The sequence below is a fragment of the Candidatus Nomurabacteria bacterium genome (assembly GCA_020631975.1).
Taxonomy (GTDB): Bacteria; Patescibacteriota; Saccharimonadia; order Saccharimonadales; family CAIOMD01; genus JACKGO01.
In genome coordinates this window covers 86,789-104,181 of sequence record JACKGO010000002.1, presented here as the reverse complement: position 1 = coordinate 104,181, position 17,393 = coordinate 86,789, and the positions used below count along the sequence as shown (strand labels likewise).

Here is a 17,393-nt window from a genome sequence, read left to right as displayed (position 1 = left end):
ATATTTACGACGGTCGTGTATAATATATGTATTATGAAGAATAAGAAATATACGAACATAAAAAAGATTACCAATATAACAATGCGCGCTTTTGTTAAAACAGCTGGTGCTGCAGGAGCGGCGGGTATTATTGTTGTAGCGCCTAATGCGACACAGGCTATTACGTTGGTTGCTAAGAAGCTCAACAAAAAACAGCCCAAACGATTTAGTGAACAAGTAAAAAATAGCGGTTATTTTAGTGTTCAAAAAATAGATGACAATAGGTATGCAATAACGCTTACACCAAAAGGGCAAAGTATAAATACCAAGGTGCTATTTGAAGATTACAAAATCCCTATTAATGGAGCTTGGGACAATAAATGGCATTTATTAATGTTCGATATTCCTGAACAATATAGATTAGTGCGGGATACGCTACGCTATAAAATTGAATCTTTAGGGATGGTATTAATTCAAAATAGCGTATACGTCTACCCATACGATATTAGCGAATTTGTAGCTATGGTGCACACAAACTACCCATTTGCGAGTAAACACATTATTAGTGCAGAAGTTACGCACCTAGACGGCCAAAACCAGCTCATACAAAAATTTAAATCTATATTATAATTACACATATATTTACGACGGTCGGCGTAAATATATGTGTAATGGGGTTGGTGTGTGACTTGGGATGTATGGGGTAGTGTGGTAGCATAAGTGCTAACAAGATGAGCTATTTAGATGCAATTATTTTGGGGTTAGTTCAAGGACTAACAGAGTTTATTCCGGTCTCAAGTTCGGGGCATCTTGTGATATTTAACTACTTGCTTGGTACACCCGAATCTTTTGCGTTTGACGTACTACTAAACATAGGTACGCTCAGTGCGCTTATATTGTTTTATCGCAAACGTATCAAAGAATTGATCATACGAACATTCGTTGGTAAAGAATGGGCCCTCCTGAGTAAATTGCTGGCTGCAACTATCCCGGCTTTTGCGATTGGTCTGTCGTTTGGTAATCAAATAAAAGCGCTCAATAATATGGTGTGGGTCGTTGTTATAATGCTGGTTCTAGTAGGTATTTTGATGATTATATACGGTAAGCCTAACCCAGAATCAGACGATAGTCCGCTAGAAAGTTCGGTTACGTGGCCAGTGGCACTACGGGTTGGCTTTGCGCAGGCTATAGCACTTATACCTGGCACGTCACGTAGTGGTATAACAATTCTGACAGGTTTACGGAGTAATCTTAGCGCCGCCCGGGCTGCCGAATTTAGCTTTATGTTAGCGATACCCACAATAGCTGGTGCTACTACTAAAGTAATGCTTCTAGACGGTGGCTGGTCATACGTGTCGTCTAATGTTGGTGTTGTGCTTGTTGGTAACATTGTTTCGTTTGCGAGTGGCCTATTTGCTATAGGCTTTTTACTTAAGTTACTTAGTACGCGGGGTTTGCGAGATTTTGGTTGGTACCGTATTGGTTTAGCGGCAGTCTTATCAGTATTGCTTGTGACTGGTATTATATAGACAAGCAAATGAAAGGATAGATATGGAACGAACACTCATAATATTAAAGCCGGATACAATAAAACGAGCCATTGCGGGCGAAATCTTAACACGATTTGAAAAAGCAGGCTTAAAAATAATTGGCCTTAAAATGATGACTCCAAGCCAAGACCTTGTAACGAAGCATTACCCTGACGCACTTGTGCCTATTGTTGGTAATAAAACAAAAAAAGACTGGGATAATTACGGTATAGATTATAAAGAAACTGCCGAAGAAATTGGTGAAATGATTGTGACAGCAACCAGAGAATTTATGAGGAGCTCGCCAGTTATTGCAGCCGTGCTCGAAGGCGGCCATGCGGTAGAGGTTGTTAGAAAAATGGTTGGCAGTACCGGTCCAAAAGATTCTGCTCCAGGAACAATCAGGGGCGATTATGCTCATTTAAGTCTAGGGAGGGCATCGTTAAAAAAGAAAGGTGCTGCTAATTTAATACATGCTTCTGGGACTGTAGAAGAAGCAGAAAAAGAAATTGCCATGTGGTTTGACGATAGTGAACTATTTGAATACGAAACCGTTCACGAAGTGTTAACCCGAGTGTAGGTAAAAAATAGTTTGTAAGTTACATTTATACGTACGCTAGACACAAACGAAAGTTATGATTACAAAATACCTCGCCATAGAGCGAGGTATTTTGTAATGGTGACCTGGGAGGGAATCGAACCCCCAACACCCACCTTAGGACGGTGGTGTTCTATCCATTGAACTACCAGGCCATAACTCCTTATATATACTATACCAGGCACAAAAAAGTACAAAACCGTAGTAAAATAGCTATAGCACTATGCCACAAAAATATTTTGCAGACCAATTTGACGACGAAGAAATGCTTTACATGTTTAGAAAGCACCCTATAGTGATGCGTAAAGCGCTTATTTTTAGTTCATTGTTTTTACTCGCAGGTGTCTTGCCATCACTTATTTGGCCTACGTTTCAAGTATTCTTTGGTGGCTTAGCAATTGGCCTTTTACTATTTGTATGTACATTATTTTATTCATGGATAGGCTGGTACTTTACGGTATATATAGTTACAGACCAACGGTTTATTCAGATTAGCCAAAAAGGCTTATGGAACCGCAGCGTTGTTGATATTGGTATAAATAAAATTCAAACAGTATCGTACCAAGTAAAAGGCCTAGAGCAATCTTTGCTTGGATTTGGTACAATAGTAATACAGACATATGTTGGCGAGCTCGTTATACACCACGTACATCACCCAAGAGCAATCCAGAAACGTCTGACACACATCTTGCGAGAATTAGGGGTGACAACAGCAGTTCCTGCAAGTAACGAATAGTGAATGAAAGATAGTAAAAAATCATCAATACCAGGCAGCAAACGCGCCCGACGTTTTTTAACGCCGCGGGTTCGTAAAAAGCAAGCGCGATCTGTAACAGACGACGCTATTCCTCGTATTACCAACGATACCGTGAGCAAACACAGAGAAGAAGTCATTTCTGGTGCCAAAAAATACATCTACCCCTTGCAGCATTCGCGACATCGAATTGTTATAGTATCTGTTAGTATTTTGGTAGCTCTTATTGTAGGCTTTGCCACGTACACCATTCTTAGTTTGTATAAATTTCAATCTACTTCTGCATTTGCCTATCAGATTACTAAAGTGGTACCGCTACCATTTGCAAAAGTTGATGGTACGTATGTTCCGTATGAGGAATATTTATTTGAACTTCGCCATCTGATTCACTTTTTTGAAGAAAAAGGTGGGGTAGACTTTACCAGTGAACAAGGTGCCCAGCAATTACAAGAAGAAAAGAAAAAAATACGCGATCTTATCATTAATAATACGTACGCCGAAAAGATAGCAAGAGAAAAAGGTATTACTGTCAGCGAAGATGAAGTCAACTCTCAGATTGATACTCTTAAAAAACTTGGGCTACTAGGCAGTGAGCAGCAAGTATTCGAAGAAGTCTTACGCTCTAATTATGATTGGAGTATTGCTGATTTTAGACGTAGTATTAAGCAACAATTACTTAATGCCAAGGTTGTACAAGCACTTGATCCATCTGTACGGGCCAAGGCAGATACAGTATTAGCAGAGATCTCTGCAGGTAAGGATTTTGCCACTGCCGCACAGGAGTCCTCAGATGATATTGGCACGAAAGAAAATGGTGGCAATTTGGGTATAGTTGATGCAAATAAAGCTTATTTACCACAAGAATACGAAGCTCTTACCGCTATGCAGCCGGGCGATGTTTCAGGGGTGATAGTATTAGATAATGGCTTAGCTATCGTCAAGCACCTTGGCTTTGAGGGCGAAAAAATCAAAGCTGCACATATTGTATTTAAGTATAAAGAGTTGGCAGAATACCTTAATGATTACAAAGCTCAAAAACCAGCGACTGTTTACGTAAAAATAGATTAATATACTTTCTAGCAACAGTATGTTTTTAGCGAACGTTTAGACGGGGTAGCAAATATACTAAAGAGTGTTCAGCTAACAAGTTCTTCAATCGCGTCGTTTGCATACAAGTAATTGTGGAGCATGGTGCTATTAAAAGTATCCAACAATTGCCTGTAGTGTAGGCGAGCGTGTCAATAAAAAAAGCCCCAACAAAGGTTGAGACTATTTTCTTGGCGGGCCCGACCGGATTCGAACCGGCGATCTCCTCCGTGACAGGGAGGCATGTTAGGCCTCTACACCACGAGCCCATGGTTTTGGCACTAAAATAGCACAACCTATGGTAACAGAGACAAGCGTATTTTGCAACGTGGCAGTCGTGTCCATTGGCATTTAGCCCATAGCTGGCTCGTACCCTTGCTATGGCAACTATTCATACTCTTTTTCTATGATTGGCTCGGCAGGGTATGGTTTACTATACTAGTACTGATATAACAATATTGTATCAAAGGGAACAGACATTCTTGTTCGCGATGCGATGCGTGTATATTATTAAAATGTGTAAAAATGCACGTTGCAGGCATGCTGCACAGGGTATGCTACAAAAACAGGGGTAGATTTAGTACACTAGTAATGGTAACGGCATGTGCCACCTTAGCTCAGCTGGTAGAGCAACGCACTCGTAACGCGTAGGTCAGCGGTTCGACTCCGCTAGGTGGCTCCAGCGGGTGTCGTATAACGGCTATTATGCAGCCTTCCCAAGGCTGAAACGCGGGTTCGACTCCCGCCACCCGCACCAACTAACCCATAACAGTACACTATCAATAAACGAGCACTCTTTTTGTTCTCTGTGTACCTATGGATGTAATGTATAATAGTACTGATGTTCACAAAAAAATACTTTCAAGATAGACCAATCTTATTTTTAAATATAGCTATTGTTGCAACTGCGTTATTAAACGTCATTGCCTCGGTCATACGTATAGATACGAGCAAGTCCGTTGCCATTGTAAGGTACCAAGCAGCCGAATTATTAACAGGGTATAGCAGAGCAGATACCTCGGAATTGTACAGTTTTGCGATTGCATCAGTATTTTTTGCAGCCGTTGCTATTATACTAAGCGCTAAATTCTTTACTCAAAAAAGGCTCATGAGCGTCTTGTTGTTATCACTAACGCTTATTGTGCTTGTTATGTTGTTTGTGGTGAGTAACGCAATTTATAACCTACGCTAATGAAAAACATAGAGATTCCTTTAGTCTCTGAGCGCGGTAAGATATATCGGTTATTTGAAATGGTACCTGGTGTGCTGACGTGGCTGACTTTATCGTTACCATTTGTATTGAGTTTTATTGCACCGATACTGGCTGCGTATTTTATCGTCGCTTATTTGTTAATGTGGTTCTTTAAAACATTTTTTATGAATGTTCGTATGGCGCAGGGTTACAAGAAACTTCAGCAGAGTACGTCTCTAGATTGGTATAGCCATGCCCAAGAGCTCGATAATCCTGAACCAGCATTCTTACGGTATCCAGAGGGAATTTCACCGCAGTGGCACTATCGCAATATGATACGTCATCAGGCTCGAAAAGGTGATCGTGCTCGGCTGAGTGAACTATACCAAGCAGTGATTATCGCTGTTTATAACGAATCGCCAGAAGTCGTAGAACCAACAATCTTAAGTGTGGCGAGTAGCAATTTTCCTCTAGATAAAATGGTGGTAATACTTGCAGTAGAAGAGCGTGGTGGAGCAGAAGTGCGTAAAAATATGCAAGCGCTAGTTGTAAAACATAAAAAACTGTTCAAACATTTAGAAATGGTCGTGCATCCAAAAGATATTCCTCATGAGGTTATCGGTAAGGGTGGCAATATCACGTATGCTGGGCGCAGAGTAGATGATTACTTTAAACAACAAAACATTCCGGCTCGCAATGTGATCGTTACGACATTAGATTCTGATAATAGGCCACATCATCAATATTTTGCCGCAGTTTCATATGCCTATTTAGCGTGTCCAGACCCCATTCACGCATCGTTCCAACCTATATCTATTTTTACGAACAATATATGGGATGTGCCTGCGCCAATGCGTGTTATCGCAACTGGTAATTCATTTTGGAATATTGTTTTAGGGCTACGGCCACACATGATTCGCAACTTTGCATCACATTCGCAGACGCTAAAGACACTACAAGACACAGATTTTTGGAGTACACGTACGATTGTAGAGGACGGCCATCAATTCTGGCGAACATACTTTGCCTATAACGGCCAGCACGAGGTTCACCCTATGCTGGTGCCTATATATCAAGATGCCGTGCTAGATGTTACGTATCGCAAAACACTCAAAGCACAGTTTATACAAATTCGCCGATGGGCCTGGGGTGCTTCAGACATAGCGTATGTACTTAACGCTGGCTGGAGAAGAAAAAATTCCGTCCCTAAAGTAGACTTGTTATTTAAAACCGCCAGATTAATAGAAGGGCACCTTTCGTGGGCAACTGCGCCCCTGCTACTGCTGTTAGGAGCGTTTGTACCACTGTATATTGCACCAGAGGCAGGCGATAGTTATATTGCGAACCAACTGCCTGTCATCGCTAGTTATATCCAACGTATAGCTATGGCAGGGCTCTTTCTAAGTATTTACCTTAGCATTAGGTTACTACCACCTAAACCACCACGTTATAAGGCTCACCACTGGATACCAATGTTATTACAATGGGTTCTCTTACCGCTAACTACGATTATCTACAGTAGTTTTGCAGCGCTGTATTCTCAAACAAGGCTGATGTTTGGTAAATACCTTGGCAAATTTGATGTCACCACAAAGGCTATTAAGAAGTAATCACGCAAAATCGTAGGTTACTGAAGCATCTTGCGTATATCTCTAGATAAATTAGTCGGAGCCTGAAATGACAAGTATTTTACAGCGCTTGCTGCATCGTAGTGTTTTAGAACTAAACTAGCTACAGATGATATATCTTTGCTTAAAATTGTAGTTTGTATAGGTTTTTGTTTTAAGATACGCGAAATGATAGTAGTTGTTAACTCACTGGCAGCTTGCGTGCTCCCTTGGCGATGTTCGGTGGCCTTTGCAATACTTAGGAGTAGTTTATCCTTCTGGAACGCCTGGAGCGCTCCTGAGCGTTTCTTTACCACCAAGGCAGTAGAATAGTCGTATTCCTCAAATGTAGTCGTTATAGCGCCGCAATGAGTGCATAACCGTCTTCGCCAGACAACAGCGTTTTTTTTCTTATAGCGCGAGTTAGCAACAATAGTTTTATGACCACAATATATACAAACCATGTCATTATATTGACATTATGCTGTTAAAAACGCTAGTGGATAAGTGCCTATAAATGTGGGGATATAAATAATACCCCAGTCATGTGACTGGGGTATTAAGCTTGGTTTCGAACTGAATCTAATTGGTGTTTTGTGTGGCCATACGACGTGATCGTCGAATTCTGTTGATGAACACCTTAGATGAGTGCAGTTCTTCGTAGAATAGCTGAAAGCTTTCTAACGGTGAATTGTTACTCAAGCTAAACGCCTCGTTTAACGTAACCATTATAGCAGGGTGGTATACTTATGTCAATACATATACAACGAGTAATTTACTATTATCTAAAAACTTAAACATATATGATATAAAACAATATATAAGAGTAGGTATAAAAAACAGCCTTGATGGCTGCTTGTGTATAGGTATAAGTACGTAAAAAATGTTTCAAGACCGTAACTGCGCACTATTTTTTTAAGATGTAATTATATGGTGGGTCCTAGAGGATTCGAACCTCTGACCTCTTCCACGTCAAGGAAGCGCTCTAGCCAACTGAGCTAAGGACCCAACTAAGCGAATGGTACAAGGCATCTAATTGTTAACCAAGTGCATTACTTAAAACGATACTGGTATCGCTTAAACACTTTTGGCGTAAGTACCACACTCATTGTTATGTGCGCACAATAGGTTGCACATAACACTTGTGAGTATAACAATAACACCTCTCGGCACGCAAGTATCCACATCTGTGGATAAGCTAACAAAATGATACTAGTAAAAAAAGGCTAGCCTGTATATACTACTACGTACAGGTGAAGTTTTATCAGGTGTGTTGACGCCGAACGATCGGCTACGATGGGTACACATCTATTCATCGCTAGCGATGTTGTCTTATAACCTTTAAAAGGTTGCTGCGAGGTAAGATAACATCGCTTTTTTAGTACAGAGGTGTTAGTTATGGAGTACAATATACAAGAAGGCAAGTGAAAAGGTAAGGATTTTACGACATGACTGATCAAAAACTACACGCAATGCGCCATAGTTTGGCACACATAATGGCAGACGCCGTAGGACAGCTTTGGCCTCATGCTAAATTTGGCGTCGGACCAGTAATAGAAAATGGTTTTTATTATGATATCGATTTAGGCAATACGACAATTTCTGAAGATGATTTTTCAAAAATAGAAAAGAAAATGAAAGAGATTATCAAGAGCAACGTTTCATTTGTCAAAACAGAAAAATCTATTCAAGATGCTATTGTGTGGGCGGAGCAATCAGACCAACCATACAAGGTAGAGTTATTGAATGATCTTAAGCGGTCTGGCACGACAAGTGCAAAAGACATAGACACAGAAGAACTCGGCTTGCCATCACAAGGTACGAGCAAAGTAGAAACAGTATCTTTTTACACTAGTGGTAGTTTTACAGATTTGTGCCGAGGTCCACACGTAGAGAGCACGAAGGACATTGGTGCTTTTAAACTGATGCGTGTAGCGGGCGCGTATTGGAGGGGGAAAGAGAATAATCCTCAGATGCAGCGCCTCTATGGGGTAGCATTTGGGTCAAAACAAGAACTAGACGAATATTTACAAATGCTTGAAGAAGCGAAAAAACGAGATCATCGCAAACTCGGCCAAGAGTTAGATTTGTTTACCTTTTCAGATCTCGTTGGCCCTGGTTTACCCTTGTATACTCCTAACGGGGCCGTATTAATTGAAGAATTGCGAAATGCTTTAAATGAAATCGGTAGACAATATGGTATGAGGCAAGTGTCTATACCGCATATTGCTAAGATAGAACTATATGAAACATCTGGGCATGCTCAGAAATTTAGCGGTGAATTATTTCATGTAAAGAGTCATTATGAACAAGATTTTGTTTTAAAGCCTGTAAACTGTCCGCACCATACCCAGATATACGCTGGACACCCTAGAAGCTACAGAGATTTGCCACTGCGCTACGTTGAGCAGACTATGCAATATCGGGACGAAAAGCCAGGCCAGCTCGGCGGGCTTCAAAGAACAAGAGGTTTTACGGTAGATGATGGACACACATTTTGTCGTGCTGATCAAATCAAGGAAGAAGCTTCTATCATCGTTGAAATCATCCGTGATTTTTATGAATCTCTTGGGTTGTGGGGTAATCATTGGGTGTCACTTTCGGTTAGGGATTATGCTAACCCAGATGCGTACATTGGGGATACAGCGGACTGGGAAGTTGCAGAGCAAATGTTACAAGAGGTATCAGACATCCATGGATTAGGTGCTAAAAAAATGGAAGGAGAAGCTGCAATATATGGTCCTAAACTAGACTTTATGTTTAAAGATGCGCTAGGCCGTGAAACGCAGCTCGCGACCATTCAGCTAGACTTTGCTATGCCCAAACGCTTTGGGCTAACGTATGTTAATGAAGATGGCAAAGACGCTATCCCAGTAATGATACATCGTGCAATTCTCGGTTCGTTTGAGCGGTTTATTATGCTCCTTATAGAGCACTATGCTGGCAGATTTCCAGTTTGGCTGGCCCCAGAACAGGTTCGTTTTATAACGGTTAATCAAACAACTCCGGTAGTACAAGTGGCAGAGAAAGCTCATGAAAAAGCAAAACAGCTTGGTTTACGCACCAGTGTAGATAATGCAAATGACTCCGTAGGAAAAAAGATACGTAATGCTGAAAAGATGAAGATACCATACACAATTGTTATTGGTGAAAAAGAAGTCGAAAGTGGTGAAACAACACCGCGTATTCGTAATGACATAGAAGTACAGCTGGAGCATCCGATAAAAATTGATAATTTCTTAAAAACAGTAGCCAACGAAGCAAAAACACGAACCACTAAAACGACATTATAGCGAACCATGCAACCGAGGAGTGATTTTACAAAAGCTGTGTATGCAGAAATAGCCAAAGTACCAGCAGGCTCTGTTATTTCGTATAGCCAACTTGCTGTTTGGTGTGGTCACCCAGGGGCTGCTCGGGTGGTGGGCCAAATTGCGCATTTTGGCGATCCTCTTTTGCCTTGGCATCGCTTGGTATACGCTGACGGTAGATTGGCACATGGGTATGTACCAGGTGGTCCAACTCAACAAAAGCAGCTACTTATTGCAGAGGGAGTGCGGTTTTCAAACGATAAAGTCATCATGAAAGAATATCAACTGTAATGCATCACATTGTGATTGTTGGACCAACAGCGAGTGGTAAAACAGCTTTATCGTTACGATTAGCTACACTCTTGAACGGAGAAATAATCTGCGCAGATTCGCGAACAGTATATAAAGGTATGGATATCGGAACTGCTAAACCTACAGCGCAAGATCAAGCTTTGGTGAAGCATCACTGTATAGATTTAGTGTATCCAAACGAACCATTTACTGTAGCCGATTTTGTTATAGCTGCAAAGCAGGCAGAGCATACAATACGACACAGTAGCAAGATACCAATAACAGTCGGTGGAAGTGGATTGTTTATTGACGGCTTTATATATGATTACTCGTTTGTGGCCCCAAATCCTGACGTACGAAAAACCTATCAGTCATGGAGTGTTACACAGTTACAGCAAGAAATTATAAAGAGGAACATCGCACTACCAGTAAATAGTAAAAACAAACGCCACTTAACGCTTGCACTAGAACGAGCTAATAGACCTACTCCCACTAAAAAAGCTTTGCCTAAAGACACAATGATTATTGGTATTGCCCCAGAAAAAGACGTATTGCTTGGTAATATAGAGCAAAGGGCCCATCAAATGATACAAGAAGGGGTGCTAGAAGAAGTTAGTCACATGTATAAAACATATAATACGTCACCAGCTTTATTGGGAGGAGTGTATCGTACTGTCCAGCCTTACTTAAGGGGCGAACAATCCATAGACGCTACTCTTCAATCAATCATTACGTATGACAAAAAGCTAGCCAAGCGACAATTAACGTGGTTTAAACGTAACCCAGATATTACTTGGTTCACCAGCCCTCAAGAAGCATTAGAGTGGTTCATGAACCATAAGCAAGGTACACTGTAAAGTATGCGATTAATTAGTTTATGGATTGGTAAGAGTGTTCTGCTTGGTCTTAGGCTACTCAATAAAAGAGGTGCAGCCTTGCCTGGACTCGTAGTAGAAAAAATATATCCTAACTTTTTGTCTAAAATGTTGCAGACGTTACCAGAAGGGGTTGTCGTTATTAGTGGCACCAATGGTAAAACTACCACAACAAAAATGTTATCTGCAGTCCTAAAAGGCACTGGTAAAAAAGTGCTCACAAACCCAACAGGCAGCAATTTTACGAGAGGCGTCGTGGCGGCGATTATTGCCGATGCTTCATGGGGTGGTAGGCTGCGGCAGGACATAGCAATTATAGAGCTCGACGAAGCGTATGCATCAAAGTTTGTTGAACATATTTCACCACGGATGAGTGTAATATTAAATGTTATGCGCGATCAAATGGATCGTTTTGGCGAGATAGATCACACAGCTCGGCTCTTACAAAACGTAGTAAGTAAAACTACAGATGTCGTGATTTTAAACCGAGACGATAGTCGTGTCTATGCAATGCGAAATCAAACAAAGTCTCAGAGTATGTTTTTTGGTGTGTCCCATGACTTACGGGCAATTTATAGAAATGATGACGAATTACATGGTGATATAAGTAACACTAACACTAACGCCACAGTAGAACTATTAGGGGTGAATGATGACAAAATTGTCGTTAAAATCGAAGAGGTTAAGTATGACATTAGATTGTCGCTGTACGGTACATATAACGCACAAAACGCTTGTGCGGTTATTGCCACCAGCTTGGCACTTGGATTACATCCTTCTGATATAGTACATAATATTACGAACGTGACACCCGCATTCGGTAGGGGTGAACGTATATATATTGGTGAAAAACGAATAATCTTGCAACTTGTAAAAAATCCTGGTGGATTTAGACACGCACTTATCGGGGCTACAACAGTGAAGGATGATCATACGATGGTAGCCATCAATGATGATTATCCAGACGGTAGAGACGTATCATGGTTGTGGGATGTAGATTTTTCAGCACTACAAGGTAAGAGTATAAGTACTGCTGGCATGCGTGCAGCTGATATGGCGCTACGATTGCAGTATGACGAAATACCAGTAGAGGATTATGAGCAAAATCTTAATACTGCGTTAAAGCAAGCTATTCTCAAAGTTCCCGATGAAGGTACGCTGCATGTATATGCGACGTACACAGCAATGCTAAAATTACGGAGCTTACTCTCAACCATAACAGAGGTAGAAAAAGTATGAAAACAATCAATATTGTTCATTTGTATGCGAAAGAAATGAACATATATGGCGATAACGGCAACGTAGCCATACTACACAAGAGGCTACAGTGGCGAGGCATTCCAAGCAAAGTTATGCACATTAATGTAGGCGATACGCTACCAGTAGATAGTCATATTATTATTGGCGGTGGCGGGCAAGACGCTGGACAATCTGCTATAGCTGCAGATATGAAGAAGAAACAAAAAACACTTTTACGCATGAGGGATGATGGTGTTGTGATGCTAATGATATGTGGCATGTATCAGATGTTTGGACATTATTTTAAAACTACCGAGGGTGTCGTTATACCTGGGCTTGGCATACTTGATGCCTACACTGATGCAGGTAATAAGCGAATCATCGGCAACATTAGCACAAAATCTCATTGGGGCACATTAGTTGGCTACGAAAATCATAGCGGCAAGACGTATTTAGCTGAAGGTATCAAACAACTTGGTGTAACAAAAATAGGACAGGGCAATAACGGAGAAGACACGACTGAAGGTGCGCAACAAAACAATGTATACGGTTCTTATTTACATGGCCCGCTCTTGGCAAAAGCACCACAATTTGCTGATGCTTTATTAGAAAAAGCTGTCCAGAACATTGGTGTTCACAAGCTCTCGTCACTAGATGATTCTATAGCAGAAGCCGCCAAGCATGTCGCTTTACGTCGCCCTAGATAGTTCGGGTCTGTTGTTTTGTACCGTCTATTGATACAATATGATTATGATAGAACAATTGTTTGGCTCAAAGACACGTGTGAAGTTACTGGGATTATTTTACCAAAACCCAAACCGTTCTTTTTATGTGAGGGAAATAACACGTAAGATTGACGAACAAATCAACTCTGTACGTAGAGAATTAGCCAATCTACTTAGTATTGGCATAATTAGTTCAGATACGGCGAACAATAAACTATATTATGAAGTAAACCAGAAATTTGAACATTATGACTCTTTGTCAGAAATGTTTGGAGGCAAGCCAAAAACCAAGCGTAGTAAAAAGAAGCAACCAGAGACCGACGAATCAAAAAGCGAAGTTGCCAGTGAACCGATTGTAGAACAAATTGATACGTTTGCAGATGCTACCATTCAAAATATTGTTCGTGCAGGTAATGTGCGCTTACTCGTTTTTACGGGTCAGTTCACGCGTGATGAAACCGCCGATGCAGATATTATAGTTATTGGTGATATGAATATTCCTAACTTAGAGCACGCCATTACCGAACTAGAAAAGTCAGAAAAAAAAGAACTTAGATACTGCGTGTTTACACCAGAAGAATACATGTATCGCAAACAAGTAAATGATAGATTTTTAGCAAATATCTTAGTAGCGAAGAAAATCGTACATTTAGATAGAGATAATTATTTACAATAAAAAAAGGAGCATGTGATATGGAAATACGTTATTTTGGTGCGAACTGCGTAAAGCTAACAACGAAAAAAGCCTCAATTATAGTAGATGACACCAAGGACAAAGGTGCATATATAACGACTGCCAAAGACATTGCCATTCAAACAAATAAAGCACTATCTTATGGTGAAGGAGCTGTTTTTGAGATTCAATCACCTGGCGAATATGAAGTAAGTGAAGTGGCGGTGACAGGTATTGCCTCTACCTTACACCATGATCCTGATAAACAGAGCGTTATTTATTCGTTACACATAGATGGATTTTCTGTGGCAATTATAGGACATACTGAGGCTCAGCTAGATGAGGCTAAGTTAGAAAAACTTGGAGTTGTAGACGTTCTCATTATCCCTGTTGGTGGGCACGGTTATACACTAGATGCTGTCGAGGCAACAAAGCTGATTAAAGAAATAGAACCAAAAATTGTTATTCCCACACATTACGAAGACAGTAGTGTTACGTATGAAATGCCGCAGGCTCCTCTTGAAGAATTCTTGAAGACGTACGGAGCATCTGATACAGAGACGTTAGACGTCTTAAAGCTCAAAGACGCCATGTTTCCAGAAAAGACACAACTTGTTATTCTCAACAAGCAATAAGGTAATTTCGTAAGACAAAGAAAAAGGACTGCGGTTTACAGCAGTCCTTTTTTCTTGAGTGTACGCATGGCTTGCGTACTAATTTTTAGCTTAACCTTCTTGCCATCTACAACTACCGTTTTAGATTGCAAGTTTGGTTTCCATACTTTTTTAGTATGTCTCAGCGAAAAACTTACATTATTTCCGTATTGCTTACCTTTGCCGGTGATGTCACATACTTGCATAGTTATTACCTTTAATTAACAAAACTTCAACTGTTTATTGTACGTATTTTATCTCAAGAAGTCAAGGGGTGAGATTTGTTATACTAATACATATGCTTACAATTATCATTGTCGCCATACTTGCAATAGCAATATCAGTTATACTACACGAAGTCACTCATGGCTATGTCGCAAAATATTTAGGCGATAGTACTGCAGAAGATGAAGGGCGACTTACGCTCAACCCAGCGGTTCATATTCATCCATTTTTTACCCTCGCACTGCCTTTACTGTTGGCGATTTTGCAGCAACCGATTTTTGGCGCCGCCAAACCAGTTCCTGTGCAAGCGCATCGCCTAAAAGGAGAAGAATTTGGTATGGCGCTCGTTGCTGTGTCTGGTCCACTTGTAAACTTATGCTTGGCTGTAATAGGCGGGGTAATATTTTCGTTTTCTCATATTAGTGGAGGTCTTTGGGAGCTATGGTGGAGCTATTTTATACAAATTAATATAGGGTTCTTCTTATTTAATATGCTTCCGATACCTCCGCTTGATGGTTCTAGGGTTTTGTATGCATTTGCACCAGAACCATTGCAACGAGTTATGAATCAATTAGAGCAAGTAGGATTCTTGATAATTCTGGCGCTGATTCTTGTTGGTATGCCGTTTTTTGGTCCATTTCTCCAAACGATGTACGAGGGGCTTTATACTACACTTATCACACTGTAAATACGTAGCGAGAATACTATATCTGACGTATACTAGTAGTAGCCCTGTCATCAAGCATTGATTTCTGAATATAATGTTTAGGGGAGTCTAATATTCTCTATACCCGTGGGTATAGAATGAGGACACCCACTTGGTTTTCCAGCAGGAATCCAAACGGATGACAGGGTTTTTGGTACGTATCGGGGTGTGGCGCAGTTGGTAGTGAGAATTGCCTGTGGCAATTCGCAAGACCGGAAGCCTGGATCGCAAATGCGACCAAGCTGAGGTGGGGTCGCAACAAATTTGCATGCATAGCTTGCAAGTAAGATTGTGACCGTTGTGACCGTACGGCTGGGGTGAAACCCGCCGGTGGTGGGTTGCAAGGGAGCCAACTCAATCAAAACTTGTTTTGAATGATGTTGCGACGGGGTCGCCAAAGGTGACCGTGAGGCTCACGGCCCAGAGTTAATGCTATAATAATATCGATTATCGGGGTGTGGCGCAGTTGGTAGCGCGTACGGCTGGGGGCCGTGAGGTCGCAGGTTCAAGTCCTGTCACCCCGACCAGAAAATAATTAGTATTGATTAGCTGACAGGCTTTGAACCTGCGACCTACATATTAACGACGCAGCCTTACGGCAGTAGCCGTAAGTTCAAGTCCTGTCACCCCAAACATCTTAAGAACGATGAGTCATAATCACTTGATGTGACTATTACGTACTACTAATCCTTTAAGCCATACTGTTTATGTGAGATAATGCTTACGTAATGAAAACAATTAAACTCGATCATACATTTGCACAACAAGTGCTAGCCGGTACACGTCGTATAGTTTGGAAGATATTCGATGAAAAGCATCTTTCGGTTGGCGATGAAATACAATTTATTGAAAAAGTAGATCCAGACGATGAAGGTACATGGCATGCTATTGGTAACGGTACTATACAGAGCGTTACGGAAAAATGCATACGCGATATTACAGAAAAAGATTATAAAATAGACACAACAATTAGGAGCAAACAAGATATCATAGATAACTTTCGCGAACAGTATGGGCCCCTTGTTACACAAGATACACCCATCAAGATAGTCCAATTTAGCTTTATAGCAGCACAAAATAATAGTGTAAACGATGTAACAAAAGCAACAAAAATAACAGAGGTAAAGCTGTATACTGATGGTGGTTCTCGTGGTAACCCTGGCCCTTCGGCTCTTGGGTATGTTGTAAAAGATATTAATGATGAGCTACTAGAATCGGGCTCTAAGTACATTGGTCTCACAACGAATAATCAAGCAGAATACCAAGCTGTGCGTGCTGGGTTAGCGGCGTGTGCGCAATATACCAATGGTACGGTATCTGTATTCTTAGATAGTCAGTTAGTAGCAAATCAAATGAACGGAATATACAAAATTAAAAACAGGGAGTTGTGGCCAATACATCAAGCAATTAAGCAATTGTGTGAACATTCTTTCGATAGAGTGTCATTTACTTACATACCACGTGAATACAATAAAGAGGCTGATGCAATGGTGAACGAAGCCTTGGATGCGTTCGCGAATAGTAAGTAAGATGTACTATAATAGATGTAGCTAGATTGCCGGTCGGTCGCCTGCATTCAAAAAAATGCGGGAGGAAAGTCCGGGCAGTATAGGGCACAACAGTTGCTAACGGCAACCAAGAGTAATCTTAGGGAAAGTGCCACAGAAACGATACCGCCTAACTATGACAGCAATGCATACTAGGTAAGGGTGAAATGAGTGGGGTAAGAGCCCACAGCTTACTATGGTGACATAGTAGGAGGGTAAACCCTGTTGGCTGCAAGGATTGGGTAGTGCTTTTTAAGCTAGTGGCCCGCTATACCCAAGTCAACCCGCTTGAGATTCGTAGCAATACGATTCCTAGATAGATGATCGACGTATCACAGAACCCGGCTTATAGGCAATCTGGCTACACAAAAACCCATCATTTGTGATGGGTTTTTTAGGTGAA

General features: G+C 41.0%; 19 protein-coding genes, 6 tRNA genes and 1 other RNA gene. 20 read left to right on the top strand and 6 right to left on the bottom strand.

Annotated features, from left to right (window positions below; translation table 11 throughout):
* Window positions 1-33 precede the first annotated feature (33 nt).
* From H6795_02620 to H6795_02610, 3 genes are all read left to right on the top strand, one after another.
* Window positions 34-609 carry a hypothetical protein gene (locus tag H6795_02620; protein ID MCB9817404.1) on the top strand — a complete coding sequence of 192 codons (576 nt, stop codon included), beginning with the start codon at window positions 34-36 and terminating at the stop codon, window positions 607-609.
* A 101-nt stretch (window positions 610-710) separates the two neighbouring features.
* Window positions 711-1,508: an undecaprenyl-diphosphate phosphatase gene (locus H6795_02615; protein ID MCB9817403.1), complete on the top strand. Its 798-nt coding sequence runs from the start codon at window positions 711-713 to the stop codon at window positions 1,506-1,508.
* 22 nt (window positions 1,509-1,530) lie between these two features.
* Entirely contained in the window at window positions 1,531-2,088 is a 558-nt protein-coding gene (locus tag H6795_02610) for a nucleoside-diphosphate kinase (protein ID MCB9817402.1), read from the top strand.
* Window positions 2,089-2,185: 97 nt separating this feature from the next.
* Here H6795_02610 and H6795_02605 read toward each other — a convergent pair.
* Window positions 2,186-2,261, bottom strand: a tRNA-Arg gene (locus H6795_02605).
* Window positions 2,262-2,329: 68 nt separating this feature from the next.
* Between H6795_02605 and H6795_02600 the strand changes: the two genes are divergently transcribed.
* Both H6795_02600 and H6795_02595 read left to right on the top strand, forming a co-directional pair.
* Window positions 2,330-2,842, top strand: a complete 513-nt coding sequence (locus H6795_02600) for a PH domain-containing protein (protein ID MCB9817401.1) — start codon at window positions 2,330-2,332, stop codon at window positions 2,840-2,842.
* 3 nt (window positions 2,843-2,845) lie between these two features.
* Complete coding sequence (locus H6795_02595; protein MCB9817400.1) at window positions 2,846-3,928, top strand: SurA N-terminal domain-containing protein; 1,083 nt, start codon at window positions 2,846-2,848, stop codon at window positions 3,926-3,928.
* A 210-nt stretch (window positions 3,929-4,138) separates the two neighbouring features.
* On the opposite strand, the gene H6795_02590 is transcribed toward H6795_02595, so the two are convergent.
* Window positions 4,139-4,215 (bottom strand) — tRNA-Asp (locus tag H6795_02590).
* A gap of 337 nt (window positions 4,216-4,552) precedes the next feature.
* Between H6795_02590 and H6795_02585 the strand changes: the two genes are divergently transcribed.
* The 4 genes from H6795_02585 (at window position 4,553) to H6795_02570 (ending at window position 6,748) form a co-directional block, all read left to right on the top strand.
* Window positions 4,553-4,628 (top strand) — tRNA-Thr (locus tag H6795_02585).
* Window positions 4,629-4,703 (top strand) — tRNA-Gly (locus H6795_02580).
* A gap of 84 nt (window positions 4,704-4,787) precedes the next feature.
* A complete protein-coding gene (locus tag H6795_02575) occupies window positions 4,788-5,138 on the top strand; it encodes a hypothetical protein (protein ID MCB9817399.1) in 351 nt (116 codons plus the stop codon).
* Window positions 5,138-6,748 (top strand): glycosyltransferase family 2 protein, encoded by a 1,611-nt coding sequence (locus tag H6795_02570; protein ID MCB9817398.1) that lies wholly within the window; start codon window positions 5,138-5,140, stop codon window positions 6,746-6,748. Before H6795_02575 ends, H6795_02570 begins: the two co-directional genes overlap by 1 nt.
* Before the next feature lie 17 nt (window positions 6,749-6,765).
* Here H6795_02570 and H6795_02565 read toward each other — a convergent pair whose 3' ends face one another.
* The 3 genes from H6795_02565 to H6795_02555 form a co-directional block, all read right to left on the bottom strand.
* The gene (locus H6795_02565; GenBank protein ID MCB9817397.1) at window positions 6,766-7,209 is read right to left on the bottom strand and encodes a hypothetical protein; all 444 of its coding nucleotides are present in this window, start codon (window positions 7,207-7,209) and stop codon (window positions 6,766-6,768) included.
* Between the two features lie 118 nt (window positions 7,210-7,327).
* Entirely contained in the window at window positions 7,328-7,474 is a 147-nt protein-coding gene (locus tag H6795_02560) for a hypothetical protein (GenBank protein MCB9817396.1), read from the bottom strand.
* A gap of 202 nt (window positions 7,475-7,676) precedes the next feature.
* Window positions 7,677-7,753 (bottom strand) — tRNA-Val (locus H6795_02555).
* Window positions 7,754-8,193: 440 nt separating this feature from the next.
* Between H6795_02555 and thrS the strand changes: the two genes are divergently transcribed.
* From thrS to H6795_02520, 7 genes are read left to right on the top strand one after another with little or no spacing between them, the layout of a single operon-like run.
* On the top strand, window positions 8,194-10,038 hold the full coding sequence (gene thrS, locus H6795_02550; protein MCB9817395.1) for a threonine--tRNA ligase: 1,845 nt from the start codon (window positions 8,194-8,196) through the stop codon (window positions 10,036-10,038).
* A 6-nt stretch (window positions 10,039-10,044) separates the two neighbouring features.
* On the top strand, window positions 10,045-10,347 hold the full coding sequence (locus tag H6795_02545) for an MGMT family protein (GenBank protein MCB9817394.1): 303 nt from the start codon (window positions 10,045-10,047) through the stop codon (window positions 10,345-10,347).
* Window positions 10,347-11,204, top strand: coding sequence for a tRNA (adenosine(37)-N6)-dimethylallyltransferase MiaA (miaA, locus tag H6795_02540; protein MCB9817393.1), 858 nt, complete (start codon window positions 10,347-10,349; stop codon window positions 11,202-11,204). The genes H6795_02545 and miaA overlap by 1 nt, the downstream gene beginning before the upstream one ends.
* A 3-nt stretch (window positions 11,205-11,207) precedes the next feature.
* Window positions 11,208-12,461 carry a DUF1727 domain-containing protein gene (locus tag H6795_02535; protein ID MCB9817392.1) on the top strand — a complete coding sequence of 418 codons (1,254 nt, stop codon included), beginning with the start codon at window positions 11,208-11,210 and terminating at the stop codon, window positions 12,459-12,461.
* Window positions 12,458-13,168 (top strand): glutamine amidotransferase, encoded by a 711-nt coding sequence (locus tag H6795_02530; GenBank protein MCB9817391.1) that lies wholly within the window; start codon window positions 12,458-12,460, stop codon window positions 13,166-13,168. The genes H6795_02535 and H6795_02530 overlap by 4 nt, the downstream gene beginning before the upstream one ends.
* A 43-nt stretch (window positions 13,169-13,211) precedes the next feature.
* On the top strand, window positions 13,212-13,862 hold the full coding sequence (locus H6795_02525) for a transcriptional regulator (protein MCB9817390.1): 651 nt from the start codon (window positions 13,212-13,214) through the stop codon (window positions 13,860-13,862).
* Between the two features lie 17 nt (window positions 13,863-13,879).
* Window positions 13,880-14,494 carry an MBL fold metallo-hydrolase gene (locus tag H6795_02520; protein MCB9817389.1) on the top strand — a complete coding sequence of 205 codons (615 nt, stop codon included), beginning with the start codon at window positions 13,880-13,882 and terminating at the stop codon, window positions 14,492-14,494.
* Window positions 14,495-14,529: 35 nt separating this feature from the next.
* Here the strand turns inward: H6795_02520 and H6795_02515 are convergent, their stop codons facing one another.
* Window positions 14,530-14,718: a 50S ribosomal protein L28 gene (locus H6795_02515; GenBank protein MCB9817388.1), complete on the bottom strand. Its 189-nt coding sequence runs from the start codon at window positions 14,716-14,718 to the stop codon at window positions 14,530-14,532.
* 92 nt (window positions 14,719-14,810) lie between these two features.
* Between H6795_02515 and H6795_02510 the strand changes: the two genes are divergently transcribed.
* From H6795_02510 to rnpB, 4 genes are all read left to right on the top strand, one after another.
* Entirely contained in the window at window positions 14,811-15,425 is a 615-nt protein-coding gene (locus H6795_02510; protein ID MCB9817387.1) for a site-2 protease family protein, read from the top strand.
* 469 nt (window positions 15,426-15,894) lie between these two features.
* Window positions 15,895-15,970 (top strand) — tRNA-Pro (locus H6795_02505).
* A gap of 201 nt (window positions 15,971-16,171) precedes the next feature.
* Window positions 16,172-16,972 carry a reverse transcriptase-like protein gene (locus H6795_02500; protein MCB9817386.1) on the top strand — a complete coding sequence of 267 codons (801 nt, stop codon included), beginning with the start codon at window positions 16,172-16,174 and terminating at the stop codon, window positions 16,970-16,972.
* A gap of 21 nt (window positions 16,973-16,993) precedes the next feature.
* Window positions 16,994-17,355, top strand: an RNA gene (rnpB, locus tag H6795_02495) — RNase P RNA component class A.
* The last annotated feature ends 38 nt before the right edge of the window (window positions 17,356-17,393 follow it).